At 71.0% G+C, this 24,234-nt stretch carries 21 protein-coding genes; 14 read left to right on the top strand and 7 right to left on the bottom strand.

What is annotated here, in order from left to right; all coding sequences use genetic code 11:
* The first annotated feature begins 4 nt into the window (after positions 1 to 4).
* Both P1V51_19120 and P1V51_19115 read left to right on the top strand, forming a co-directional pair.
* Positions 5 to 1,495 carry a Dickkopf N-terminal cysteine-rich domain-containing protein gene (locus P1V51_19120; GenBank protein MDF1565157.1) on the top strand — a complete coding sequence of 497 codons (1,491 nt, stop codon included), beginning with the start codon at positions 5 to 7 and terminating at the stop codon, positions 1,493 to 1,495.
* 86 nt (positions 1,496 to 1,581) lie between these two features.
* A complete protein-coding gene (locus P1V51_19115) occupies positions 1,582 to 2,895 on the top strand; it encodes an RDD family protein (GenBank protein ID MDF1565156.1) in 1,314 nt (437 codons plus the stop codon).
* Here P1V51_19115 and P1V51_19110 read toward each other — a convergent pair.
* The 3 genes from P1V51_19110 to P1V51_19100 are packed head-to-tail and all read right to left on the bottom strand — an operon-like array spanning position 2,882 to position 5,438.
* Complete coding sequence (locus P1V51_19110; protein MDF1565155.1) at positions 2,882 to 3,844, bottom strand: hypothetical protein; 963 nt, start codon at positions 3,842 to 3,844, stop codon at positions 2,882 to 2,884. The genes P1V51_19115 and P1V51_19110 overlap by 14 nt on opposite strands.
* Complete coding sequence (gene yidD / locus P1V51_19105; protein MDF1565154.1) at positions 3,841 to 4,320, bottom strand: membrane protein insertion efficiency factor YidD; 480 nt, start codon at positions 4,318 to 4,320, stop codon at positions 3,841 to 3,843. Before yidD ends, P1V51_19110 begins: the two co-directional genes overlap by 4 nt.
* Positions 4,317 to 5,438, bottom strand: coding sequence for a replication-associated recombination protein A (locus P1V51_19100; GenBank protein MDF1565153.1), 1,122 nt, complete (start codon positions 5,436 to 5,438; stop codon positions 4,317 to 4,319). The genes yidD and P1V51_19100 overlap by 4 nt, the downstream gene beginning before the upstream one ends.
* A 53-nt stretch (positions 5,439 to 5,491) precedes the next feature.
* On the opposite strand from P1V51_19100, the gene P1V51_19095 reads away from it, so the two are divergent.
* Positions 5,492 to 6,346, top strand: coding sequence for an NAD(+)/NADH kinase (locus tag P1V51_19095; GenBank protein MDF1565152.1), 855 nt, complete (start codon positions 5,492 to 5,494; stop codon positions 6,344 to 6,346).
* 65 nt (positions 6,347 to 6,411) lie between these two features.
* On the opposite strand, the gene P1V51_19090 is transcribed toward P1V51_19095, so the two are convergent.
* Positions 6,412 to 8,598, bottom strand: a complete 2,187-nt coding sequence (locus tag P1V51_19090; GenBank protein ID MDF1565151.1) for a hypothetical protein — start codon at positions 8,596 to 8,598, stop codon at positions 6,412 to 6,414.
* 318 nt (positions 8,599 to 8,916) lie between these two features.
* Here P1V51_19090 and recN point away from each other — a divergent pair, with 318 nt between their 5' ends.
* The 5 genes from recN (at position 8,917) to argJ (ending at position 16,540) form a co-directional block, all read left to right on the top strand.
* Positions 8,917 to 10,632, top strand: a complete 1,716-nt coding sequence (gene recN / locus P1V51_19085; GenBank protein ID MDF1565150.1) for a DNA repair protein RecN — start codon at positions 8,917 to 8,919, stop codon at positions 10,630 to 10,632.
* A gap of 64 nt (positions 10,633 to 10,696) precedes the next feature.
* A complete protein-coding gene (locus P1V51_19080) occupies positions 10,697 to 11,485 on the top strand; it encodes a protein phosphatase 2C domain-containing protein (protein MDF1565149.1) in 789 nt (262 codons plus the stop codon).
* A gap of 83 nt (positions 11,486 to 11,568) precedes the next feature.
* Positions 11,569 to 12,522, top strand: coding sequence for a M23 family metallopeptidase (locus P1V51_19075; GenBank protein ID MDF1565148.1), 954 nt, complete (start codon positions 11,569 to 11,571; stop codon positions 12,520 to 12,522).
* A gap of 83 nt (positions 12,523 to 12,605) precedes the next feature.
* A complete protein-coding gene (gene secA, locus P1V51_19070; GenBank protein MDF1565147.1) occupies positions 12,606 to 15,368 on the top strand; it encodes a preprotein translocase subunit SecA in 2,763 nt (920 codons plus the stop codon).
* A complete protein-coding gene (argJ, locus tag P1V51_19065) occupies positions 15,365 to 16,540 on the top strand; it encodes a bifunctional glutamate N-acetyltransferase/amino-acid acetyltransferase ArgJ (GenBank protein ID MDF1565146.1) in 1,176 nt (391 codons plus the stop codon). Before secA ends, argJ begins: the two co-directional genes overlap by 4 nt.
* Positions 16,541 to 16,590: 50 nt before the next feature.
* On the opposite strand, the gene P1V51_19060 is transcribed toward argJ, so the two are convergent.
* Positions 16,591 to 17,142: a hypothetical protein gene (locus tag P1V51_19060; GenBank protein ID MDF1565145.1), complete on the bottom strand. Its 552-nt coding sequence runs from the start codon at positions 17,140 to 17,142 to the stop codon at positions 16,591 to 16,593.
* A 168-nt stretch (positions 17,143 to 17,310) separates the two neighbouring features.
* Here P1V51_19060 and rpsB point away from each other — a divergent pair, with 168 nt between their 5' ends.
* The 4 genes from rpsB to frr all read left to right on the top strand — a co-directional run bounded on the left by rpsB (position 17,311) and on the right by frr (position 20,322).
* Positions 17,311 to 18,219 carry a 30S ribosomal protein S2 gene (gene rpsB / locus P1V51_19055; protein MDF1565144.1) on the top strand — a complete coding sequence of 303 codons (909 nt, stop codon included), beginning with the start codon at positions 17,311 to 17,313 and terminating at the stop codon, positions 18,217 to 18,219.
* 109 nt (positions 18,220 to 18,328) lie between these two features.
* Positions 18,329 to 18,982, top strand: coding sequence for a translation elongation factor Ts (tsf, locus tag P1V51_19050; protein ID MDF1565143.1), 654 nt, complete (start codon positions 18,329 to 18,331; stop codon positions 18,980 to 18,982).
* Between the two features lie 33 nt (positions 18,983 to 19,015).
* The gene (pyrH, locus tag P1V51_19045) at positions 19,016 to 19,747 is read left to right on the top strand and encodes a UMP kinase (GenBank protein MDF1565142.1); all 732 of its coding nucleotides are present in this window, start codon (positions 19,016 to 19,018) and stop codon (positions 19,745 to 19,747) included.
* Between the two features lie 17 nt (positions 19,748 to 19,764).
* A complete protein-coding gene (gene frr / locus P1V51_19040) occupies positions 19,765 to 20,322 on the top strand; it encodes a ribosome recycling factor (protein ID MDF1565141.1) in 558 nt (185 codons plus the stop codon).
* A 128-nt stretch (positions 20,323 to 20,450) separates the two neighbouring features.
* Here frr and P1V51_19035 read toward each other — a convergent pair whose 3' ends face one another.
* Together P1V51_19035 and P1V51_19030 are read right to left on the bottom strand one after the other, a co-directional pair.
* Entirely contained in the window at positions 20,451 to 22,124 is a 1,674-nt protein-coding gene (locus tag P1V51_19035) for an NAD+ synthase (protein MDF1565140.1), read from the bottom strand.
* Positions 22,124 to 22,717: an isochorismatase family protein gene (locus P1V51_19030; GenBank protein ID MDF1565139.1), complete on the bottom strand. Its 594-nt coding sequence runs from the start codon at positions 22,715 to 22,717 to the stop codon at positions 22,124 to 22,126. Before P1V51_19030 ends, P1V51_19035 begins: the two co-directional genes overlap by 1 nt.
* A 73-nt stretch (positions 22,718 to 22,790) precedes the next feature.
* Here P1V51_19030 and P1V51_19025 point away from each other — a divergent pair, with 73 nt between their 5' ends.
* Both P1V51_19025 and P1V51_19020 read left to right on the top strand, forming a co-directional pair.
* The gene (locus tag P1V51_19025) at positions 22,791 to 23,819 is read left to right on the top strand and encodes a diguanylate cyclase (protein ID MDF1565138.1); all 1,029 of its coding nucleotides are present in this window, start codon (positions 22,791 to 22,793) and stop codon (positions 23,817 to 23,819) included.
* 17 nt (positions 23,820 to 23,836) lie between these two features.
* Positions 23,837 to 24,234, top strand: a 398-nt coding sequence (locus tag P1V51_19020) for a hypothetical protein (GenBank protein ID MDF1565137.1), incomplete at its 3' end; no start/stop codon positions are given.

Raw genomic sequence — 24,234 nt, 5'->3', positions numbered from 1 at the left:
AGCCATGCGCCTCCACCTCACCAGCGTGACCGCCCTCGCCCTGGCCCTCCTGGCCGGCGGCGGCTGCTCGCGCTCGAACTTCGTGGAGAAGTGCCCGGTGGGCTACCGCTGGGCGCACCTGGGCACCGACGGCGGCCTCGACTGCGTCTGCGACTCGGACATCGTCTGCCCCGAGGGCCACACCTGCCAGGAGGGCGAGTGCGTCTGCACCGACGACGTCTGCTGCCCCCCCGGCTTCCGCGTCGATCCCACCCAGCCGGGCCGCTGCGTCTGCCAGGGGGAGGAGTGCTGCCGGGAGGGCTTCGTCTTCGAGGTCGAGGCGACCGACGGGGGCACGGACGGCGGCACCGACGGCGGTACGGACGGGGGCAGCGACGGCGGTACGGACGGGGGCAGCGACGGCGGTACGGACGGGGGCAGCGACGGCGGCCCCCTCGAGGCCCTCGGCCAGTGCGTCTGCGCCGACGCCGGCTGCTGCCCCGAGGACTTCGTCTTCGACGCCGAGGCCCAGCGCTGCGTCTGCGCCGGGGACGCCTGCTGCCCGCTGGAGACCGAGTGGGACGAGGCGCAGCAGGGCTGCGCCTGCCGAGGGGACGCCTGCTGCCCGCCGGGGCACCGCTACGACTCGGTCCTCGACGCCTGCATGTGCGCGACGAACTCCTGCTGCCCGCAGGACCACGTCTTCTCGCCCCAGGTCCAGGCCTGCGTCTGCACCGGCATCGGCTGCTGCCCGGTGGGCTTCGTGAAGGACCCCGACGGGGTCTGCCGCTGCACCAGCGACGCCTCCTGCCCCTCCCGCCTCTCCTGTGACACCGCCTCCGGGCGCTGCACCTGCCAGACCGATCGCGACTGCGGGGACAACCGCTTCTGCAACCGCTTCGGCTTCTGCCAGACCGTGGCCTCCTGCGTCTCGAACTACGACTGCCCCCAGACCACCTTCTGCGACACCGTCGCCGACGTCTGCGTGCCGGGCGGCCAGTGCACCCAGGACGTCCACTGCCCGCTGGGCAACCTCTGCGTGGACGGGGAGTGCGAGGCGGGGTGCAACACCACCGGCGACTGCCCGCTGCGCCTCTCCTGCGCCGGTGGGCGCTGCGTGGACGAGTGCGAGGCGAACCCCTGGTGCGGCTACCTCGAGTTCTGCGTGAACGGCGAGTGCACGCCGACCGCCGGGCAGTTCTGCCAGGACTGCTCGAGCTGCTTCGACCCCAACACCTGCCTCTGGCAGATCTCGGAGGGGGAGGGGGAGTTCTGCGGCGTGCCCTGCAACGAAGACGACGACTGCCCCTCCGGGCTGGGCTGCGGCAGCGTGGTCCATGGCTGCGACTTCCTCTCGGACGGCGAGTCCTGCCAGGACCGGGAGGGCACGATCTGCCGCACCTACGACCGGGTGGTGAACGAGCCGGGGCCGCTGAACTTCTGCACGATGCCCGGGGACGACGAGCCCTTCGTCTTCGCCCACTACTGCAGCCCCGTCATCGGCTACTGCCGGTAGCGCACGCGGGGAGACTGTCTCCCTTCTGTAACGAGCCCCGGGGGGCCCTTTTCAGCGCCCGATCCGTGGTGCACATTGAATTGGACGTGAAGGACTTCGATCTCGAGCACTCGCCCGACCCGGCGACCGGACCGGCCCCCCTGGGGCCCCGCATCCTGGCGGGGACCGTCGACACGGCGGCCATCATCCTGCTCTCGACGGCCTTCATCGTCGGGGCGACGGTGCTGACCGGGGGCTCCCTGCCCCTGCTGGCGATCTTCGTCACGGTCCTGATCTGGTCGGTGGCCCCGCTGACGGCCTTCGGCGCGACCGCCGGGATGGCCCTCTTCGGCATCCGGCTGGCCTCCCGGGACGGGGACCGCCTCGACCTCCTGGAGATCCTCTTCCGGGAGATGATCGGCCGGGGCTGGTTCCCGGTGGCCTACCTGGGCACCCTCATCGTCGGCTTCGTCGGCTCGGTCACCGGGCGGGCGTCCTTCACCCTGCCGGTGGGGCTCTCCCTCTTCGTCGCCGCCATCGCGGCCTTCATCGTCGTCCTGGCCACCCTGGGGCACATCAACATCCTCACCGACGCCCAGGGGCGGGGCCTCGCCGATCTGATGGCGAAGACCCTGGTGACCCCGCGGCGGCGGACGCCCCCGGTGGTGATCGATCCCGAGGTGGAGGATCCCCTGGACCGCGAGTGGGCCAGGATGCGCCGGGTGCGCCGCCTGCGAGCCTTCGTGGTCGCCGAGCTCCTCCTGCTGGGGGTGGTCGTCGGCGTCCCGCCCCTGATGGCGATGGAGCTGCCGGGGATCGACCCGCGCAGCATCGACACCAGCGCCCTCGAGATCGAGGGGCTGCAGCGGCGCTTCTCGGCCAACCAGGCGAGCGCCGCGGTGGCGGACGAGCTGGTCGAGGCCCTCGAGATCGCCGGGCGCTTCGAGGAGGCCCAGGAGATCCGCGAGCGCCACGAGGCCGCGGTCGCCGCCGCCCGCCAGAAGCGCGAGGCCTTCCTGCGCTCGGCGCTGGAGCGCGACCCCACCGACTGGGAGGTCTTCTCCCTCCTGGTCGAGTTCCTCGACGAGGAGGAGCGGCTCGAGGACGCCCGGGAGGTCTACGCGGCCTACGTGGAGCGGGACGGCACGCCGGAGGTGCGGGCCGGCTACGGCATCTGGCTCTACCGCCGGGACCTCAACGAGGAGGCGGTGGTCGAGCTCGAGCGCGCCATCGCCGAGCACGAGCAGCCCTCGGGCAGGCTCCACGCCTTCCTCGGCCTCGCCGCGCGTGACCTCGGGCGCCTCGAGGAGGCGAAGGCCGCCTTCGAGCGCGCCCTCGAGCTGGACCCCGAGCTCGACCGGACCCGCGGCTACCTGGCCGAGGTCGAGGCGGCGCTCGCCGCGCCGCTCACGGAAGAGTGAGCTCGACCGCGAGGGGAGGCACCCCCTCGAGGGCGGGCTGGGGCGGGGCGCCCGGCGGCCCGTAGGCGCGGCGCAGCTCATCGGCCCAGTTCAGCCGGGCGTCACGGTTGAAGCGGTGGGCCCCGGCCACGGCGCCGTAGATGGTGCCGAAGTACCAGACCGACTCGAGCACCGCGACCAGGGCGGTCAGGCCCCAGAGCCCGGCCCGGATCGTCTGGTAGAGGCCGAAGCCGAAGGCGCCGTTCCAGAGGAGGGCCGAGGCGGCGACGCCGACGTCGCCCAGGTAGAGGTGGCCGAGGCCCGGGACGATCGAGAGCATCCCGGCCAGGACGGGGCTGCGGTGGGGCAGGCGCACCGGCGGCGCGAGGGCCTCGGCGAGCCCGGCGGCGGCCCGGTGGAGGGGGTCCCCGGGGGGCACGGTCAGGAAGGCCGCCCGCGCCGGCTCCGTCCGCCAGGCCATCAGGTGGGCCCAGCCGATCTGGTAGCGCGCCCAGCCGCCGGGATCCGAGCCCAGCTCGCCGATGGCCGCGTCGTTCTCGCTGGCGGCGAAGAGGGCGGCCGCGCCGAGGCGCCGGGCGGCCTGTTCGAGGGCGGGCTCACCGCTGACCTCCCGGGAGGCGCGCCAGGCCGCGTGGTGCTGCCCGCCGGCGAGGTAGGCCAGCGCGACGCGGTACTCGAGGAGGCCGGTCCGCAGCGTGGGCGCGAGGAAGCGGGCCTTCTTGTAGGCGGTGATGGCCCGGTAGGCGTCGCCGGTCTCCAGGAGGTGATCCCCGAACTCGGCCTCGAGCGTCGCGGCCTCGAGCTTCGGGTCCGTCTCGGGCTCGGGGGCCGCGGGCTCCGCCGGCTCGATCGGTGTGGTCTCGGTCCCCACCGCTTCCACCACATCGGCCCGAACCGCCACGGGAGCGAGCGTGAGGAGCAGCGCCAGTCCGTACACGTACACGTTCACGGCCTCTCCTCCTCCGGCGGCAGCAGCCAGCTATCCAGCCCCAGCCGCCCCTCCAGCCAGAAGGTCTGCTGCTCCACCGGATCCCAGAAGCGGGGCCCGGCGGCGGTGGCGAGGCGGGGGAGCTGGCGCAGCACGCTGGAGCGGCCGTCGTTCCAGAGGCGGTCGACGGAGAGGAGGAGGCCGAGGAGGAAGCCCTTCTTCCTCACCGCCTGATAGGCGAAGCGGGAGCAGGTCGGCCGGTGGGCGCAGCGGGGGCCGTCGATGGGCGAGACCACCCCCTGGTAGAAGCGGTAGCCCAGGTGCAGGAAGTGGCTGCGATCGGGGGCCGGGGCGCGCCCGCCGGCGCGCTCGGGGCGGGCCTCGCGGGTGACCGGCGCCGCGGCCGTCCCGAAGGGGCCGAAGGAAGCGGCGGGGGCGGCGGGGGCGGCGGCCGGCGCGAGGGCGGCGAGCACGAGCAGCAGAGGGAGGTGCCTCATCCCTCGCCGTCCCCGGGGCGGGCCTTGCGGTTGGTGAGGTGGAGGGGCACCTCGGCGCTCCCCTCCCTCCGCACCCGCTCCTCCGCCGCGCGCAGGGCGTCGTAGGACTCGCGGGACTTCGGCGCCCGGGCCAGGTAGCAGACCGCCTGGGCGATGGGGATGGTGCCCTCGGGGAGGCCCACCTGCTCGAAGGTCGCGGCCGCGGCCTGGGTCAGCACCAGGGCCTGGGGGTCGGCCAGGCCCACGTCCTCGGCGGCGAAGATCAGCATCCGCCGCAGGATGTAGCGGGGCGGCTCGCCCGCCGCGAGCATCCGGGCGAGGTAGGTCATCGCGTCCTCCTCCTCGCCGGCGCGCATGCTCTTGATGAAGGCGGAGATGACGTCGAAGTGCTGGTCGCCCGTCTTGTCGTGGCGCAGGACGAAGCTCGCCGCGGCCTGGCGGACCAGCGTGGCGTCCACGGCCTCGCCCGCGGCGGCGGCCACCTCCAGGGTGGTCAGCACCCGCCGGGCGTCGCCGTCGGCGGAGCCGATGAGCTCCTCGATCGCCGCCTCGTCCAGCTCGATCTCGAGGGCCGCCGCGCCCCGCCGGGCGAGCAGCCCGAGGGCCTCGTCGTCCAGGGACTTCAGGGTGAAGACCCGGCAGCGGGAGAGGAGGGCGGCGTTCACCTCGAAGCTGGGGTTCTCGGTGGTCGCGCCGATGAGCACGACCGTGCCCCGCTCGACGTGAGGCAGCAGGGCGTCCTGCTGCGCCTTGTTGAAGCGGTGGATCTCGTCGATGAAGAGCACGGTCCGTCGCCGGTGCATGGCCCAGCGGTCCCTCGCCGCGGCGACGATCTCGCGGATCTCCTTCACGCCGCCGAGCACCGCCGAGAAGGGGACGAACTCCGCGGCGGTCCGCCGGGCGATGACCCGGGCCAGGGTGGTCTTCCCGGTGCCCGGCGGCCCGTGGAGGATCATCGAGGGCAGGCGGTCGGACTCGATGAGCTTGCGCAGGAGAGTGCCGGGGCCGACGAGGTGGCGCTGCCCGAGGACCCCGTCGAGGTCGGCGGGCCGCAGCCTCTCCGCCAGGGGCGCGGCGCTCTGATCCTTCTGGGCGGCGTGCTGGAAGAGGTCGCTCATCCTTCGGCCCGCAACCTACCCCTGAAGGGCCGGCCGCTGCTACGCTGCCCGCGATGATGCGGCGCGTGGGCATCGTGGTGAAGCCACGGGAGGACGCGGTCGAGCTGGCCTGCGAGCTGGAGGGCTGGCTGACCGATCGCGGGATCGAGGTGGTCTTCGACTCGACCACCGCCGCCACCCTCGGCCGCGAGGACGGCGGCGACGAGGCGCTCCCCGGCACCGAGCTGGTGCTGGTCCTGGGGGGCGACGGCACGATGATCCACGCGGCCAAGCAGCTGCAGGGCGCCCGGGTGCCCCTCTTCGGGATCAACGTGGGGAACCTCGGCTTCCTCACCGAGATCGGCACCGACCTCGAGATCTTCGAGCTCCTCGAGCAGGCGCTGAAGGGCGAGGCGCCGGTCGAGGCGCGGATGATCCTGCAGGTCGCCCTGGTCCGGGGCGGCGAGACCATCCTGGAGGGGCTGGTGCTCAACGACGCCGTGGTCGCCAAGAGCGCCCTGGCCCGCATCGGGCGCCTGCGGCTGGCGGTGAACGGGCACGCGGTCACCGAGTACCGCGTCGACGGCCTGATCATCTCCACCCCCACCGGCTCGACGGCCTACAACCTCTCGGCCGGGGGGCCGATCGTCTACCCGACCCTGCGGGCGATCCTCGTCTCGCCGATCTGCCCCCACACCCTCTCCCAGCGGCCGCTGGTGTTGAAGCACGAGGCCGATCTCGTCGTGACCCTGAGCGAGGCCAACGGCGACATGTACCTCACCCTCGACGGTCAGTCCGGCCTCCCCATGGAGGAGGGCGACGAGGTGCACATCAAGGAGTCCACCTCCTTCGCCTACCTCGTGCGCAACCCGGAGCTCGACTTCTTCGACATCCTCCGGGCGAAGCTCGGCTGGGGCCTAGAGAGCTAGACGCAGGAGGAGGCCCGGGAGCGACTCTCGCCCCCGGGCCCCCAGGCCCCCACTGACTTCAGCGGCTAGAAGGAACCAGTGGTGGCGTCGATCCGGTAGAGCGCCCGGTTCGTCGGGTCGAGGACCCAGAGGGAGCCACCCCCGAAGTCCACGCCCGTGACGTCCGGGAGGTTCTCGGCCATGACGGTCTCGGTGCCGGCGTCGTTCACCCGCACGACCGTGCCCTGATCGCCCACGGCGACGGCCACCGCGCCGGTGGGCAGGGCGACCAGGTCCTCGCAGCGGTTGCCGCCGCCGACGCCGCTGACCACCAGGGTCTCATTGGTGGGCGGCAGCGCCCCGTAGTCCAGATCCCAGCGGTAGAGATCGCAGCCGCGGGTGATCATCCAGACCACCGAGACGGCGTCGGTGCCGTGCCAGACGTCCATGGCCTGGGCGAAGCTCCCGGCGCCGTTCTGCACGCCGAAGTCGCGGGTGAGGTCGCCGTTCGCGTCGATGGCGTAGCAGGCCCCGTCGTCCTGGGTGGTCTCCCGGGTGAAGCAGAGCAGCTCGCGCGGGCCGGCGCTCTCGAGGTTCAGGCGGCCGGGACCGAAGAGGTTGTTCAGGAGGCGCGGGTTGTTCGGATCACGATCCGGATCGATGCGCCAGATGGAGCGATTCCCGGTGGGGTCGCTCACGTAGAGGTAGCCTGCGGCGGAGAGCGCGACGCCCTCGGGCTGCCCGTCGAAGGCGTAGCGGTTGCGCTGGTTGTCCTCGAGGCGCACCTGGGTGCGGTCCGGGTAGGCCACCAGGATCTGGTCGTTGCCGGACTGGGTCAGGTAGGCGGCGCCCTCGAGGGTGTCGATGGCCACGTCGAGGGTGTCGTTGCCGAGGTTGCCGTTCTCGATCCGATCGCCGTAGGCCCAGACCATCGCCTCGTAGCCGGGCGCCGCGGGGTCGAAGTTCGGCGGGGCGTAGATCGTCAGCGAGGTGTCGGTCGCCGAGAAGCCGGTGTTGCCCGCCTGGTCGGAGGCCTTGGCCACGAGGGTGACGACGTCCGAGGGGAAGGCGCAGCCGGGCGCCCGCACCGAGGTGTTGAGGGTGGTCTGCAGGCTGCCGCCGGCGGTCGGGGTGCCCTGGCCGGCGAGGACCAGCAGGGGCGAGGTCGCGGTGCAGCCGATGTCGGCGCCGAACTGGGCCATCACCCGCCCCTCCGCCAGGCTCTTCTGATCCTCGACGGTGACCGCGACCTCGATGTGGCCGCGCTGGTCCACGATGGTGGAGGCGCTGGGCCAGACGACCCTGAGGGTGACCGAGGGCGGGAGGAGATCGGCGATGGGCTGGACGGTGATCAGCTCGCTGTCGGCGAGGGTGGGGTCGGCCAGCAGGGTGGCGGTGACGGTGAAGGTCCCGGGATCGGGGAAGACGATCTCCCGTCCGGTGGTGCCCCCGGGGGTGACGATGGCGCCGTCCACGGCGACCTCGACGCCCGAGAGGGGGATGGCGTTGCCGAAGGCGTCGTAGACGAAGGCCATCGCCCGGCTGTCCTGCTGGACGAGGTTCGCCGAGAGCACGAGGTTGAAGCCCTCGCCCGGGTTGGGATCGACGACGACCGTCTCGCTGTCCTCGAGGGCGGAGCCGGCGACCCGGGCGTTGACGAGGTAGGTGCCCGAGCGGGTGATGCCGAGGATCTCACCCGAGCCCTGGCCGTCGTTGGAGATGGCGACGTTGGGGGCGCCGATGGTCACGATGACCGGGGCGTCGGAGACGTTGCCGTGGGCGTCGAGGACCTCGTAGGCGAAGGGGATCACGTCGCCGGCCGCGAAGGGCGCGGCGGCAGGATCGATCTCGAAGGTGAAGGAGGCCGGCGCCCCCGGGCGGATCGAGAAGAACTCCCGGGCCATGGCCTGGGCGCCGCTCTCGCCGGCTTCCCGCGCGGTGGCGACGATCTGACCGGCGCCCACGAGGGTGAGCCCGTCGAAGGTCGCCTCACCCTGGCCGGCGCCGTCGAGGGTGACGCTCAGGGGCGCGATCTCGAGGCCGTAGCCCTCGAGGGCAAGCTCGACGACCAGGCCCTCGGTGGACTTCTTGTTGGTCTGGGCGACCGCGTCGATCCACACCGTCACCGAGGCCTCGTCGGCCGTCAGCTCGGTGGGGAAGGCCCGGATCTGCATCCGCTTCACGTAGGGGTCCTGGCACCCCGTCAGCAGCATGGCGGAGAAGAGGCCGGCGAGGGCCAGGGTCAGGGTTCGCAGGTGAGTGTTTCTGAACATCGATCTTCCTCCATTGCCCCTCGCGCACGGGGGCGCCCGTCCGCCGCAGCGGACCTGATGTCATTCGAGCCGACGTGGGGTGGTGACCCCGATCGCCGGCGTGCTCCCACTCGATGGACCGGCGGGCCCGGCCACCGGCCACGCAAAATCGGGAAGGTGCCGAAATCGGAGCCCGGAGCCCCCCTTCCCGGGGCGGGTGGCGGATCCCGCTGGCGAGTGTCGGACCCCTCTGCTATACGGTGCGGTACGGATGTTCAGGTGAAATCCGTTCAGTCTCTCGCGCCGGCGTCTCCCGGCTCCTCATCCCCGAGGTCCGCCATGCTGCACACCCTCCGCGTCTCCTCCTTCGCCATCATCGACGAGGTCGAGCTCGAGCTCGGCCCGGGCCTGAACGTGATCACCGGCGAGACCGGCGCGGGCAAGTCCCTCCTGGTCGGCGCGATGTCGCTCCTGCTGGGGGGGCGGGCCCGCTCGGAGCTGGTGCGCGAGGGGGCCGAGCAGGCGGTCGTCGAGGCCCTCTTCGTCCCGGGCAGCGAGGCCGAGTCCCGGGCCCTCGACGCCGTCCTCGAGGCCCACGGCCTGCCGCCCGCCGAGGGTGAGCTGCTCATCCGGAGGGTCGTGCCCCGGGAGGGCAAGGGGAAGGTCTACCTCGGGGGCGCGCTGGCCACGGCCCGCATCCTCCAGGCGGTGGTGGGGCCCCTCGTCGAGCTCTGCGGCCAGCACGAGCACACCCGCCTCAAGGAGCCGGCCCACCAGGGCGCCTACCTCGACGCCTTCGCCGCCGGGGCGATCGCCGGCTTCCCGGCGCAGGTGGAGGCCTGGGGCCGGGCCCACCAGGCCCTGGAGCTGGCGCGCGCCGAGCTCCTCCAGCTGGAGGAGGGGCTGACCCGCCGCGCCGAGCGCGAGGCCTTCCTCGCCCACCAGATCAAGGAGGTCGCCCGCCTCGCCCCCGAGCCCGGCGAGCTTGAGCGGCTGGAGGCGGAGCGGAAGGTCCTGCGCCACGCCCAGGCCCTGGGCGAGGCCGCGGGGGGGGCCGAGGAGCTGCTCTACTCCGGCGAGGCCTCGGCGGTGGAGAGCCTGGGCCGGGCGCTCGGGCTGCTCGAGGGCGTCGCCCGCCACGATCCGCGGATCCAGGCCCTCCTGCCCGGCATCTCCGAGGCGCTGACCCTGGTCGAGGAGCACGGCCGCGATCTCCAGGGCTACCGCGAGGGCCTGGAGGCCGACCCCGAGCGGCTCGAGGCCCACGAGGAGAGGCTCGCCGATCTGCGAGGCCTGGTCCGCAAGCACGGGGGTGATCTCGATCAGGTCCTCGAGGCCGAGGCCGGCTGGCGGGCCGAGCTCGAGGGCTTCGAGCACCACGAGGAGCGGCTGGAGGACGCGCGGCGCGCCCTCGAGCTCGCCCGCTCCCGGGCGGCCACCGTCGCCGGAGAGCTCGGCGAGCTGCGCCGCAAGGCCGCCCGGAAGCTGCAGCGCGAGGCGCGGGCCACCCTCGATCGCCTGGGGATGGAGAAGCAGCGCCTGCGCATCGAGGTCCTGCCCACCGGGCAGCTCGGCCCCCGGGGTGGGGACGAGGTGCGCCTCTCCCTGGCCGAGGGGAGCGACGGCACCGGGCTGCCCCTCTCCCGGGTGGGCTCCGGGGGCGAGCTCTCTCGCCTGCTCCTGGCGCTGCGGGCCGTGCGCGCCGACGAGGTGGCCGCGCCCTCGCTCATCTTCGACGAGGTCGACTCCGGGGTGGGGGGCGCGGTCGCCGACGCGGTCGGCGGCGAGCTCTCCGCCCTCGGCCGGAGACGCCAGGTCATCTGCGTGACCCACCTGCCCCAGGTCGCCGCGCACGGCGATCGCCACCTGCGGGTGGGGCGCGCCGCCGGCGAGGGCAAGGCCCGCCCCGGCCGGGTCGAGGTGCACACCCTCTCCCCGAAGGAGCAGGCCGAGGAGCTGGCCCGGATGCTCGGCGGTCTGGAGGTGACGCGGCGAGCGCGCGCCCACGCCAAGGAGATGCTCGACCGCGCTCGCGGCGGCCGGGCCGCCGCCTGAAATTCGTCAGTATCGCCAGGTCGTTAGATTGACCTGGGGTGGGGCCGCCGCTACTCTTTGGCCGATGCGCTTCACAGTCGTCGGCCAGACGGACGTCGGGCAGAAGAGGGAGAACAACGAGGACTCCTACCTCATCCGGCAGGATCTCAACCTCTTCGTCGTGGCGGATGGCATGGGAGGCCACGCGGGAGGCGAGTGCGCCTCCAAGCTGGCCGTCGAGACCATCGCCCAGATCGTGGAGAAGGCCCGGGGCAACGGGGTCGACCCCCTGACCGAGGTCGCCTCCATGGAGGAGGCCCGCCTGGCGGACACCCTCCGGGAGGCGGTCGAGGCGGCCTGCTACGCCATCTTCCACAAGGCCAAGGCCGAGCCCCACCTGGCGGGGATGGGCACCACCGTCAGCTCCATGGTCCTCAAGCCCAGCAGCCGGGAGGGCGTCGTGGACGCCTTCTTCGGTCACGTGGGCGACTCGCGGATCTACCTCGTTCGGGGGGAGCTCATCCAGCAGGTCTCCGAGGATCACTCCCTGGTGGCGGAGCAGATCCGGGCCGGCGTCCTCACCGAGGAGGAGGCCAAGGTCAGCCGCTTCAAGAACATCATCACCCGATCGGTGGGCTTCGAGGAGGACGTCCTGGTGGACGTCATGGGCCTCTGGGCCGAGCCGGGGGACGTCTTCGTGCTCTGTTCGGACGGCCTGGCCAACTACCTGGACCAGGCCGAGTACTTCCAGCTGGTCCGGGAGCACCCCGCCGAGAAGATCGCGGCGCTCCCCCAGGCCTTCATCGACGTGGCCAACGCCCGGGGCGGTGACGACAACATCACCGTCATCGTTGTCAGGGTCGAGGAATCTTAGGGTAGGGTGGTGGCTCCAACCCGTCGCGCGGGGCGACGGTTGACGACCTCGGTCCTGGGGTGATACCCCCGCGCCTCGAGACGATGGGAAACAAGGCGAAGACATTCACCATCATGCTGGTGCCGGATCGCGCGGGTACGCCCAAGCGCTACCGGATCGCCAAGGCCTGGGTGAAGGCTGCGGGCACCGCCTTCGGCCTCTTCGTGCTGGTCCTCTCCGGCGCCGGCTACCACTACTACACGGTGGTGGACACGGCGGCCGAGGCCCGCGCCCTCCGGGAGGAGAACCTCGGCCTGCGCTCCGAGCTCCGCCTCGTCGAGGAGAAGGTCTCTCACTTCACCGCCTCCCTCGAGCGGGTGGAGCGGATGGACGCCAAGCTCCGGATGCTCACCCAGGTGAGCGATCCCGAGCGCAACCTGGCGATCGGCCCGGTCTCCGGCTCCGAGAAGGCGCCCCTCGACACCGACGGCCCCCTGGTCGAGACGGAGAACAGCGGCATCCGCCTCCCCCTGGACAAGGTGGCCACCGACGAGGACATCGAGCTGCTCCACGCGCGCCTCGAGAACCTCGCCGCGGACGCCCGCCGCGAGGAGGCTAGCCTCGCCGAGCTCCAGGAGTACTTCGAGGATCAGAAGACCCTGCTGGCGGCGATGCCCTCGATCTGGCCGGCCCGGGGCTGGGTGACCAGCGCCTTCGGGACCCGCGCCGATCCCTTCACCGGCGATCGCTCCATGCACAAGGGCCTGGACGTGGCCGCCGAGCACGGCACTCGCGTCCGGGCGCCCGCTGACGGCACCGTCGTCTTCTCCGGCGTCCACGGGGCCTACGGCAACGTGGTCGTCATCGACCATGGCTTCGGCGTGAACACCCGCTTCGGGCACCTCTCCGAGGTCTTCGCCAAGGTGGGCGACACGCTCACTCGCGGCCAGGTCTTCAGCGCCATCGGGAACACCGGCCGGTCCACGGGGCCTCATCTGCACTACGAGGTGCGGGTGAACGGCATCCCTCAGGATCCCCGGAAGTTCATCCTGGACTGAGCGGGACCTGACGGCCGGCTCCCTTTGGGAGTAGAGTCGGCGCCCCCTTGCGGGGAGCGGATCAGGACTTATTGGAGTAGCGCATGGAATGGCTGCAGAAGTGGATCGCCGGATCCAAGAACGAGAGGGAGATCCGGGGTCTCCAGCCCCTCGTCGAGCAGGTGAAGCGTCTCGAGCCCGAGATGCAGAAACTGCGCAGCGAGGACTTCGCGCGAAAGATCCTCGAGTGGAAGGACCAGGTCCAGAAGCAGGGGCGCACCCTCGATGAGCTGATGCCCGAGGTCTTCGCCCTGACCCGGGAGTCCGCCGTGCGGATCCTGGGCATGCGGCACTTCGACGTGCAGATCCTCGGTGGCGCGGTGCTCCACCGGGGCCGCATCGCCGAGATGAAGACCGGTGAGGGCAAGACCCTGGTCGCGACCCTCCCCTGCGTGCTCAACGCCCTCGAGGGGCGCGGCGTGCACGTGGTCACCGTGAACGACTACCTGGCCCGCCGCGACGCCGAGTGGATGGGCAAGGTCTACGGCCACCTCGGGCTCACGGTGGGGGTGATCCTCCACGGCCTGACCGATCAGGAGCGGCAGGAGGCCTACGGCTCCGACATCACCTACGGCCAGAACAACGAGTTCGGCTTCGACTACCTGCGGGACAACATGAAGTTCCGCCTGCAGGACTACGTCCAGCGCGAGCTGAACTACGCCATCGTCGACGAGGTCGACTCGATCCTCATCGACGAGGCGCGGACCCCGCTGATCATCAGCGGCCCGGCGGCCGACTCCTCCGATCTCTACGCGCGGGTGAACAACTTCATCCCGCGGCTCGTGCGCGACGCCGACTACACCCTCGACGAGAAGTCCCGCACCGCCAGCCTCACCGACGAGGGCATCGAGAAGCTCGAGAAGCTCCTTGCCGTCCCCAACCTCTACGACCCCGGCGAGATCGAGACCCTCCACCACGTCGAGCAGGCCCTGCGGGCGCACACCCTCTACAAGAACGAGGTCGACTACGTCATCCGCGAGGGCGAGGTGCTCATCGTCGACGAGCACACCGGCCGCCTCATGCCCGGCCGCCGCTGGTCCGACGGCCTCCACCAGGCCATCGAGGCCAAGGAGGGCGTGAAGATCCAGAAGGAGAACCAGACCCTCGCGACGATCTCCTTCCAGAACTACTTCCGGATGTACACCAAGCTCTCGGGCATGACCGGCACCGCCGAGACCGAGCGCGAGGAGTTCCAGAAGATCTACGGCCTCGAGGTGGTCGTCGTCCCGACCAACCGGCCCCTGGTCCGGAAGGACCGCGAGGACGTCATCTACAAGACCGAGCGCGAGAAGTTCAACGCGGCCATGGACGAGATCCAGGAGCGCCGCCAGAAGGGCCAGCCGGTGCTGGTCGGTACCGCGAGCATCGCCAAGAGCGAGGTCTTCTCCAACCTGATGAAGAAGCGCGGCATCCAGCACAACGTGCTCAACGCCAAGCAGCACGAGCGCGAGGCCTACATCGTCGCGCAGGCCGGCAAGAAGGGCTCGGTCACCATCTCCACCAACATGGCCGGCCGCGGCACCGACATCATCCTCGGCGGCAACGCCGAGATGATGGCCAAGTACGAGGTGCCCGACTACGACGAGACCGAGGAGGCGCGCCAGCGCTTCGAGCAGCTCGTCGCCAAGTACGAGGTCGAGTGCAAGAAGGAGAAGGAGGAGGTCCTCGCCGCCGGTGGCCTCCACATCCTCGCCACCGAGCGCCACGAGTCCCGCCGGATCGACAACCAGCTGCGCGGCCGCGGCGGCCGGCAGGGTGACCCGGGCGAGAGCCGCTTCTATCTCTCGCTCGAGGACGATCTGATGCGGATCTTCGGGGGCGAGCGGGTGATGGGCCTGATGGACCGCCTCGGAATGGAGGAGGGTGAGCCCATCGAGCACCGCTGGCTCACCAAGTCCATCGAGGGCGCCCAGCGCCGGGTCGAGGGACACAACTTCGACATCCGGAAGAACCTCCTCGAGTACGACGACGTGATGAACCAGCAGCGCAGGACCATCTACGGTCTGCGCCGCCGGGTGCTCGCCGCCGGGGCCGGGGTCCCCCTGATCGAGTTCGACGAGGAGCCGAAGACCCGCAAGAAGATCCGCAAGGAGGTCAACATCGGCTGGGAGGAGCACCGGGAGTCGATCCTGGATCTCTTCGAAGACCTCATCATGGCGATCATGGACGACTTCTGCCCCGAGCGCGGGCGCCCCGACGAGTGGGACCTCGTCGCGCTGGCCAACGCCGTCCGGGAGCAGTTCAACGTCCAGATCTCCTTCGACGGCGCCGAGCGCAACCGGGAGACCCTCCAGGAGCAGATCTGGAAGGTCGTGGAGAAGGGCTACGAGGACAAGGAGAAGATCCTCACCTCCGGCGGCGCCGCCTCCCTCGAGAGCGTGCGCAAGCTCGAGCAGTACATCTGGCTGCAGACCATCGACCAGCAGTGGAAGGACCACCTGCTGACCATGGACCACCTGCGCCAGGGCATCGTCTTGCAGGGCTACGGCCAGCGCGACCCCAAGAAGGAGTACGCCAAGGAGGGCTACGCCCTCTTCTCGGCGATGATCTGGCGCATCCGCTCGAGCACCGTCTCGACCCTGATGCGGATCCAGCCGACGCCCACCGAGGACACCGCGGCCATCGAGCGGAAGTACGCGGCGCGGCAGCAGAAGCAGAAGACCGTCGAGAGCCATGGCGGCGAGGCCGAGGCCGAGAAGCCCCGGCAGCGCGTCCGCACCGGCCCGAAGGTCGGCCGCAACGACCCCTGCCCCTGCGGCAGCGGCAAGAAGTACAAGAAGTGCTGCATGCTCAAGGACGCGGCGTGAGCCGGGGCCAGCGGGGGCGCGGGCTTCCGGGGTTTCGCTTCGCCGGCCTGGCCGCGGGCCTGAAGCGGCGTGGCGCGCGGGACCTCGGCCTGATCGAGGCCGCCGAGGGCACGAGCGCGGCAGGCTTCTTCACCACCTCGCGCGCCGCGGCGGCGCCGGTCCTCCTCTGCCGTCGGCGCCTGAAGAAGGGTCGGGCCCGGGCCATCGTCGTGAACAGCGGCAACGCCAACGCCTGTACCGGCGAGCGGGGTGAGGCCGACGCGAGGACCATGGGGCGGGAGGTCGCTCGCCGCCTCGGCGTCCGTGAGGGAGAGGTCCTCGTCGCCTCGACCGGCGTCATCGGTGCGCCCCTTCCCATGGCGGTGCTCGACGCGGCCTGGGATCCCCTGGTGGCCGGCCTGGCCGCCGGAGGGGCGAAGGCCTTCGCCGAGGCCATCCTCACCACGGACACCCGCATCAAGCGGGCCGAGGCCGCGCTGCCGGGCGGCGCGCGGGTGCTGGGCTTCGCCAAGGGCTCGGGGATGATCATGCCCGAGCTGGCGACCATGCTCGCCTTCGTCTGCACCGACGCCCCGGTCGAGCCGCAGCTGTTGCGGGAGCTGGGCCGGGAGGCGGTGGAGGACTCCTTCAACGCGATCACCGTCGACGGGGAGCCCTCGACCAACGACTCGGTCTTCCTCCTGGCCTCCGGCCAGGCCCGGCGCCGCCCCTCGCGCTCGGCCCTCGCCGGGGCGCTCGCCGAGGTCATGGGCAGCCTCGCCCGCCAGATCGTCGAGGACGGGGAGGGTGCCCATCACCTGGTCGCCGTCGAGGTCGAAGGCGCCGCGAGCGATCGGGCCGCCGACGCCATCGCGCGCCGGATCGCCAACAGCCCCCTGGTGAAGACGGCCCTCCACGGCCAGGACCCCAACTGGGGGCGGATCGTCTCGGCCGCCGCCACCGCGGGGGTGAGGGTCGACCCCGCGCGCTTCGACCTCCTGGTCGGCGAGACCGCCATCCTCCGGGCGGGGGAGTGGCAGGGGAAGGCCGCCGAGAAGAGGGCCTCCCGCACCATGCGCAAGAAGCGCTACGGCATCCGCCTCGTCGTCGGGGAGGGGCCTGGACGTCGCACGTTATGGACGTGTGATTTCTCCGCGGATTACGTGCGGATCAACGCCGACTACCGCAGCTGATCCGGCCGTCCACGTGCACGTGCACGTACACGGGTTTTCCTCTGGTCAGATCAGAAGAACCGGAGGCGGAGCTTCGCACCGTTGGGCGCCACGATCAGGCTCAGGGAGGCCCCCTCCGGCATCGTCTTCGGCGGGCTCGGCGCCGTCGCCCAGGCGATCGTCCCCACCGTCAGGCCCACGGCCGAGAGGCCGGCGAAGACCAGGGAGGCCGTCCGCCAGTCGCGGCGGGGCCGCTCGTCGGTGAAGGTGCTGCTGGTGATCAGGGTCCAGACGGCGAAGCCGGCGAAGGCCCCGGCGAAGCCGTAGGCCGAGCCCGCGGTCAGCATCCGCTTCTCCCGCCGGGCGATCCGGGGGTCGTCGCTCTCCCAGCCGATCATCGGGTCCACGGCCGGCTCCGCGGCCGGATCCCCCTCCCCCGGGGGCGGCGGGAGCTCGAAGCCCGCGGAATCCGTGGCCTTTTCCCCGGGGGCCTCGAGGGCCTGGCGGTCGTCGGGGAGCTCGCCCTCCTCGGCCAGGGCGGCCGGGGGGACGAGGAGGGCGCCGGCGAGGGCGGCCAGGAGAATCGGGCCCCGGAGGGGGCGATGTGGCGTTGCGGCACCCATGGCCGGGTGTTATACACGTCGGCCCCTCTTTACGGAGGGGGAATTCACACGGCCCCCGATGGAGTCCTCGCACGGTGCCGCGATCGGTCGTCCCGAGAGCGGTTGCGAGGGTCCCTCCAGATGACGGGGCCGGAGGCACAACCAATCGAACCTAGGAGTTCACCCGCCATGTCCGAGACGCAGCCCGTCACCATGAAGCAGCTCCTGGAGGCCGGAGTCCACTTCGGTCACCAGACCCAGCGTTGGAACCCCAAGATGAAGCCGTACATCTTCGGGGAGCGCAACGGCATCTACATCATCAACCTCCAGAAGACCGTGAAGCTCTTCCGCGACGCCTTCGAGTTCGTCGTGAAGCAGGCCGGTCAGGGCGGCTCCGTGCTCTTCGTCGGCACGAAGAAGCAGGCCCAGGAGATCATCGCCGAGGAGGCGCGCCGCAGCGGGCAGTACTTCGTGACCAACCGCTGGCTCGGCGGCACCCTCACCAACTTCAAGACCGTGAAGGGCTCCATCGATCGGCTCAAGAGCCTCGAGAAGATGGCGACCGACGGCTCCTTCGAGCGTCTCCCCAAGAAGGAGGTCATCAAGCTCGAGCGTGAGCGCGAGAAGCTCGAGCGCAACCTCGGTGGCATCAAGGACATGACCCGCCTCCCGGCGGTGCTCTTCGTCATCGATCCCGCTCGCGAGCAGATCGCGGTGCGCGAGGCCAACAAGCTCGGCATCACCGTGGTCGCCGTGGTCGACACGAACTGCGACCCCGAGGAGATCGACTTCGTCGTGCCCGGCAACGATGACGCCATCCGCGCCATCAAGCTCTTCGCCGGCAAGATCGCCGACGCCTGCGTCGAGGGTGGCGCCAGGTACCAGGAGTTCCTGGCCAGCCGGCCGCGCGAGGAGAAGCCCGAGAGGGACGCCCCCACCGAGCGTCCGCGCCGCGGCAAGATCCCTGGCGGCCCCGAGGTCGAGGTGGTCCGGCGCGCCGTGACCAGCGAGGCCGAGGCCGAGCCCGCCGCCGAGGAGGCGTCCACCGAGGAGGCGCCGGTCGAGGCTTCCGAGGCGGCCCCCACCGCCGAGGCCTAGGGCCCTGGCGGCCTGGCCGCCTGCCCAACCCGCATCCCTTTGGCCTGACCCGGCTCTCGGGTCAGGCTCCATTTCTATCGAGCATCAAGAGCTACGAGAGGCAATCAAGATGAGCATTTCTGCTGCCATGGTGAAGGACCTGCGTCAGCGCACCGGCGCCGGCATGATGGACTGCAAGAAGGCCCTGACGGAGAACGAGGGCGACGTCGAGAAGGCGGTGGACTGGCTGCGCCAGAAGGGCATCGCCAAGGCGGCCGGCAAGGCGGCCCGCATCGCCAGCGAGGGCGTGGTCCACGCCTACATCCACGCCGGCGGCAAGATCGGCGTGCTGATCGAGGTCAACAGCGAGACCGACTTCACCGCCCGGAACGAGCAGTTCCAGGCCCTGGTGAAGGACATCGCCATGCACATCGCCGCGACGAACCCGGCGGCCGTGCGGCGCGAGGAGCTGGACCAGGCGAAGATCGAGAAGGAGCGCGAGATCTACAAGGCCCAGGCCCTCGAGGAGGGCAAGCCCGAGAAGATCATCGACAAGATCGTCGACGGCAAGGTCGAGAAGTTCATCAAGGAGAGCTGCCTCCTGGATCAGCCCTTCGTGAAGGACACCGAGAAGACCGTCGGCGACATCGTCACCGAGGCGATCGCCACCATCGGCGAGAACATCTCCGTTCGCCGCTTCGTGCGCTACGAGCTCGGCGAGGGCCTCGAGAAGAAGGTCGAGGACTTCGCGGCCGAGGTCGCCAAGACCGCCGGCACTGCTTGACCCTGACGAAGGGCGGGGGGTAAATCCCCCGCCATGTCGAGCACGCCGCGCTACAAGCGGATTCTCCTGAAGCTCTCCGGCGAGGCCCTCATGGGTTCCGGAGAGTATGGGATCTCACCGCCCACCCTGGATCGGATCGCCGGGGAGGTGAAGGCTGTCGCCGACCTCGGCGTCCAGATGGGCCTCGTCATCGGCGGCGGCAACATCTTCCGCGGGGTGAAGGGCAGCACCGAGGGGATGGATCGGGCGACCGCGGACTACATGGGCATGATGGCCACGGTGATCAACGCCCTGGCCCTGCAGGATGCCCTGGAGAAGGCCGGCGTCTTCTCCCGCCTGCAGACCGCGATCGAGATGAAGGAGATCGCCGAGCCCTACATCCGGCGGCGGGCGATCCGCCACCTGGAGAAGGGGCGGGCCGTGATCTTCGCGGCGGGCACCGGCAACCCCTACTTCACCACGGACACCGCCGCGGCCCTCCGGGCCATGGAGATGCACGCAGAGGTGATCCTCAAGGCGACCCGGGTGGACGGGATCTACGACTCGGATCCCGAGAAGAACCCGGAGGCGAAGCGCTTCGACCGGCTCTCCTACATGGAGGTCCTCAAGCGCGATCTGCGGGTGATGGACTCGACCGCCATCTCCCTGTGCAAGGACAACGGCCTCCCCATCGTGGTCTTCGACCTCAACGTGCCGGGCAACGTGCGCCGGGTCGTCTGCGGTGAGACAGTGGGGACCATCGTGGGCGGCGAAGAGCGCCAGTAGACCAGGAGGGACCAGAAATGATCGACGAGGTTCTCGAGGAGTTCCAGCTGAGGATCGACGAGACGGTGGACGCGCTGAAGCGGGAGCTCTCGCGGATGCGCACGGGCCGGGCGAACCTCTCGATGCTCGACGGCATTCGCGTCGACTACTACGGGCAGTCGACCGCGCTGAACGGCCTGGCGACCCTGGCGGTCCCCGACGCTCGCCTGATCACGATCAAGCCCTGGGACCGGTCCCAGCTGAAGCTGATCGAGAAGGCGATCCAGGAGAGCGACCTGGGGATCAACCCGCAGAACGACGGTGAGCTGATCCGCCTGCCCATCCCCGCGCTCACCGAGGAGCGCCGCAAGGACATGGTCAAGCAGGTGAAGCACAAGGGCGAGGAGCACAAGGTCACCGTGCGCAACGCCCGCCGCGACGCCAAGGACATGATCGAGGCGCTCCAGAAGGACGGTGAGGTCTCCGAGGACGACTCCAAGCGGGCGCTGGAGAAGATCCAGAAGATCACCGACGCGGGCACCACCCGCATCGACGAGATCGTGAAGCACAAGGATGAAGAGCTGCTCACCGTTTGATGCTGTGAGCTATGAGCTACGAGCTATGACCCCTGGGATCCGGGGCCAGGCCCGTGGACCTCGTTGCTCGCAGCTCACAGCTCGTAGCGCATAGCCAGCAGCAACCAGCCCACGCTTGCTGCACCGCTCTACCGATCCAGCACCCACGGCCGATAGCGCGCCGCGAGCGGCATCCGCCAGCCGCCCGAGAAGCAGCGCGGGCTCACCTTGAGGATGGGCGGCGTCTGCCAGCGCTTGTACTCGGCGCGGGCGATCAGCTGCAGCACCCGCTTCACGGTGGCCTCGTCCTGGCCGGAGGCGACGATCTCCTCGAGGGTCTCGCGGCGCTCGACGTGGGCCTCGAGGATCGCGTCGAGCACGGCGTACTCGGGCAGGCTGTCCTGATCGGTCTGGTCGGGCCGCAGCTCGGCCGAGGGGGCCTTCTGGAAGACCGCCTCGGGGATCACCTCCCGGCCCGCGGCGGCGTTCACGGCCCGCCCGACCTCGTAGACCCGGGTCTTGGTGAGATCGGCCAGGGGAGCGAGGGCGCCGCAGAGATCGCCGTAGAGGGTGGCGTAGCCCACCGCCAGCTCGGACTTGTTGCCGGTGGCGAAGAGGAGGGCGCCGCTCTCGTTGGAGAGGGCCATCAGGAGGTTGCCGCGGATCCTGGCCTGGAGGTTCTCCTCCATGAGCCCGGGGCTCCGGCCCGGCGCCAGCACCGGCCCGAGGGCCCCCATCAGGGCCGCGAAGGGCCCCTCGATGGGCAGGGTGGAGAGGCGGATCCCCAGGCGCTCGGCCTCGAGGGCCGCGTCGTCGTTGGAGGCGTCGCTGGTGTAGCGCGAGGGCAGGCGCAGGGCGTGGACCTTCTCGTTGCCCAGGGCCTCGGCCGCCAGCGCGGCCACCAGGGCCGAGTCCATGCCGCCCGAGAGGCCGAGGAGGCCAGCCGAGAAGCCGGACTTCTGGAAGTAGTCCCGGATGCCCATCACCAGCGCCCGGCGGACCTCCTCCGGCCAGGGCAGCACCTCGGCGGGGTGCGCCACCGCCGCGGCCGGCAGGTCGTCGAGGTCCACCACCCGCACGCAGCTCTCGAAGGCGGGCAGGCGCAGGATCGTCCCCTTGCCGTCGCAGACCACCGAGCTGCCGTCGAAGAGCAGATGATCCGTCGCGCCGACGAGGTTCACCGACACCACCGGCGCGCCGTGCCGCCGGGCGGCGTGCTCGAACATCTCTCCCCGGAAGGCGGGCTTGCCGCGGTGGTAGGGCGAGGCGGCCAGGTTGAGGACGAGCTCGGCGCCCCGGGCGGCCACCTCCGCCACCGGATCCCGCGGGTGGAAGCGGCGCTCGTGGAAGGTCTCGTCGTTCCAGGCGTCCTCGCAGATGGTGACGCCCACCTTGCGGCCCCCGATCTCCACCACCGTGACCTCGGGGTAGGGATCGAACCAGCGCTGCTCGTCGAAGACCTCGTAGTCGGGCAGGAGCCCCTTGCGGGCGATCGCCTGCACCTTGCCCCCGGCGAGGATCGCCGCGGCGTTGTAGACGCCCATCCCCGGGCCCGGGTGGCGCTCGGGGAAGCCGACGGCCAGGGTGAGGCCCTCGTTCCACAGGGCCGGCCGGGCCAGCTCGCGCAGGGTGGCCTCCGCGGCGTCGAGGAAGGCGGGGTCGTCGAGGTGATCGCCGGCCGGGTAGCCGCAGATCGCCATCTCCGGGAAGACGACCAGCTGCGCGCCCTGCGCCCGCGCAACCTCGCAGGCCTCGCGCACCAGGCGGGCGTTGCCCTCGAAGTCGCCGACCGTCGTGTTGATCTGGGCGAGGCCCAGCTTCATCACAACTTCAGGGCCCCGTCCGTCGTCAGGAAGCCCGCGCCGGAGGCGGACATCGCCGCCAGGTGGGAGGAGGCCCGCTCGCCGTCGAGGAAGGCCAGGGCGTCCGAGACCACCGCCACCTTCTTGCCCCGGGCCAGCAGGCCCATGACGGCGCCGCGCAGGTCGGCCTCCACCGGGCCGCCGAAGACGACGTAGAGCTCGGCGTCGAGCTGCGCCACCACCGTGTCCGCGTGGAGGTTCTGGAAGAGGCCCCTGCGGTGATCCGAGCTCTCGATGACGACCGCCGTGGCGCCGTCGAGCGAGGGCGCCGGATCCTCGCTCCGGACGCGCGTCGGCTCACCGAGCTCGAGCTCGGACCAGAGGGCGTGGCCGGAGGTGCCCGGCACGCAGTGGTGGGGGAAGGACTCGAAGATCACGTCGTCGTCCGCGTGGGTGTCCGCGGTGACGAGGAGGGGCAGTCCCTTGCCCCGGGCGTGGGAGACCAGCCGCCTGGCCGCGTCCCGCACCTTGCCGGCGCCCTCTAGGGGGAGGGCCGGGCGCTCTCCGATGTGGTCTTCCTGGAGTCCGATTCCGATGAAAGCCGCCGCTCGCATGGGCGGAAGTTACGTCCCCACAAAGCCCAAGGTCAATGGAGTCGGCTGCCGACTTCCGTGTAGAATCGCCGGCATGCCAATGGACGAGAATGGCCAGGATCCCTACGTCTCGGGGAGCGTCCTGGTGGCCGACCCGCGAAAGGCGGTGACCGGTGCCCTCGAGGGCTTCCTCTCGGAGGCGAATTGCATGGTCGAGGTGCTCCACGACCTCGATCGGGCGGTGGAGCGGGCCAGCGAGCATCGGCTGGTGATCCTGGGCGCGAGCGACGTCTCCCACGAGGCCATCGCCTCCCGCCTCAAGGCCGAGGTCTCGGCCGAGCTGCCCGTCCTGCTCCTCTACGATCCCGGCACCGACGGCGCCGCCGATCGCTGCATGGCGGCCGGCGCGGACTCCTATCTCCTGGGCCCCCTGAAGAAGGACACGGTGGTGGCCACCGCCCGCGATCTGCTGCGGATCGGGGACCTGCTCCAGCAGATCAGGAACCTCGAGGAGCGCCTCGACAGCGAGCTGGCGCGCCGCAAGGCAGGGGAGGAGGGCGCGCCGGCGGCCGAGGCCCCGGCCGCCGAGGGCCCGGCCGGCAAGAAAGACCCCAACCCGGTCTACGACTTCGAGTTCTTCAAGCGCCTGCTCCTGATGGAGGTGAAGCGCTCCCGCCGCTACGCCTACCCCATCAGCCTGGCCCTGGTGGCCCTGGACGACTTCCAGGTGCTCTCCCGGGACTGGAGCGTCACCGACCGCTCCCGGGCGGTGGGCGCCACCCTGGCCACCGTGACCCGGGTCGTCCGGGACATCGATCTGCCGGTGCTCTACGCCGAGGATCGGATCCTCGTCTTCATGCCCCACACCGCCCGCGACGGCGCGCTGATCGTCGGCGGCCGCCTGCGGGAGGCCATCCGGGGCGCCTCGCTGGACCTCGAGTCCGGGGAGCGCGCGCGGCTGACCGCCTCGGTGGGCATCTCCGCCTTCGAGGGGAGGGGAAAGGTCTCCTTCGCCTCGCTCATCAAGGACGCGACCCTGGCCCTGCGTGAAGCCCAGTCGGCCGGGGGAGACAGCGTCGAGGCCGCCGCGCCTGTCGCCCGCGATCGGGTCGTCATCGGTTAGGAAGAGGTCGGCGCACGATGGCAACCAGCAAGAAGATGGTCACGGGCTTCAACCACAACATCAAGCACAAGGGCCAGATCTTCCACGTCCAGACCGAGGACAGCGGCGTCGACAACCCGCACATCATCACCCACCTCTTCGTGGGCGGTAACATCCTCGCGTCGAAGAAGTCGAGCTACGCCGACATCGTCCACGCCGACAACCTCGAGTCCGCGGTCCGCACGATGATGGAGGAGCAGCACAAGGACATGCTGCGCAGCCTCATCTCGGGGGCCTACGACGAGACCATCGCCCAGTACGGCAGCAAGTCCTGGCAGCCCGGGGTCGTCGACCAGCCGGGCGCCGGCTCCACCCAGCCGCCGCCGCCCGCCGCGGCGCACCCGCCCGCGGCGGTCGCCCCCCGGCCCGCGCCCCC

It is taken from the genome of Deltaproteobacteria bacterium, from assembly GCA_029210625.1.
Classification (GTDB): Bacteria; Myxococcota; Myxococcia; order SLRQ01; family SLRQ01; genus JARGFU01.
The sequence above is the reverse complement of the archived record's forward strand: the minus strand, read 5'-3'. Positions and strand labels throughout refer to the sequence as shown.

What these genes read in the sequence shown, in the direction of transcription:
- tsf (MDF1565143.1), top strand. Translation starts at nt 18,329, where the DNA reads ATGAGCATTTCTGCTGCCATGGTGAAGGACCTGCGTCAGCGCACCGGC.
- rpsB (MDF1565144.1), top strand. Translation starts at nt 17,311, where the DNA reads ATGTCCGAGACGCAGCCCGTCACCATGAAGCAGCTCCTGGAGGCCGGA.
- P1V51_19075 (MDF1565148.1), top strand. Translation starts at nt 11,569, where the DNA reads ATGGGAAACAAGGCGAAGACATTCACCATCATGCTGGTGCCGGATCGC.
- frr (MDF1565141.1), top strand. Translation starts at nt 19,765, where the DNA reads ATGATCGACGAGGTTCTCGAGGAGTTCCAGCTGAGGATCGACGAGACG.
- P1V51_19080 (MDF1565149.1), top strand. Translation starts at nt 10,697, where the DNA reads ATGCGCTTCACAGTCGTCGGCCAGACGGACGTCGGGCAGAAGAGGGAG.
- P1V51_19035 (MDF1565140.1), bottom strand. Translation starts at nt 22,124, where the DNA reads ATGAAGCTGGGCCTCGCCCAGATCAACACGACGGTCGGCGACTTCGAG.
- P1V51_19120 (MDF1565157.1), top strand. Translation starts at nt 5, where the DNA reads ATGCGCCTCCACCTCACCAGCGTGACCGCCCTCGCCCTGGCCCTCCTG.
- P1V51_19025 (MDF1565138.1), top strand. Translation starts at nt 22,791, where the DNA reads ATGCCAATGGACGAGAATGGCCAGGATCCCTACGTCTCGGGGAGCGTC.
- secA (MDF1565147.1), top strand. Translation starts at nt 12,606, where the DNA reads ATGGAATGGCTGCAGAAGTGGATCGCCGGATCCAAGAACGAGAGGGAG.
- P1V51_19100 (MDF1565153.1), bottom strand. Translation starts at nt 5,438, where the DNA reads ATGAGCGACCTCTTCCAGCACGCCGCCCAGAAGGATCAGAGCGCCGCG.
- P1V51_19030 (MDF1565139.1), bottom strand. Translation starts at nt 22,717, where the DNA reads ATGCGAGCGGCGGCTTTCATCGGAATCGGACTCCAGGAAGACCACATC.
- P1V51_19095 (MDF1565152.1), top strand. Translation starts at nt 5,492, where the DNA reads ATGATGCGGCGCGTGGGCATCGTGGTGAAGCCACGGGAGGACGCGGTC.
- recN (MDF1565150.1), top strand. Translation starts at nt 8,917, where the DNA reads ATGCTGCACACCCTCCGCGTCTCCTCCTTCGCCATCATCGACGAGGTC.
- P1V51_19090 (MDF1565151.1), bottom strand. Translation starts at nt 8,598, where the DNA reads ATGTTCAGAAACACTCACCTGCGAACCCTGACCCTGGCCCTCGCCGGC.
- P1V51_19060 (MDF1565145.1), bottom strand. Translation starts at nt 17,142, where the DNA reads ATGGGTGCCGCAACGCCACATCGCCCCCTCCGGGGCCCGATTCTCCTG.
- yidD (MDF1565154.1), bottom strand. Translation starts at nt 4,320, where the DNA reads ATGAGGCACCTCCCTCTGCTGCTCGTGCTCGCCGCCCTCGCGCCGGCC.
- pyrH (MDF1565142.1), top strand. Translation starts at nt 19,016, where the DNA reads ATGTCGAGCACGCCGCGCTACAAGCGGATTCTCCTGAAGCTCTCCGGC.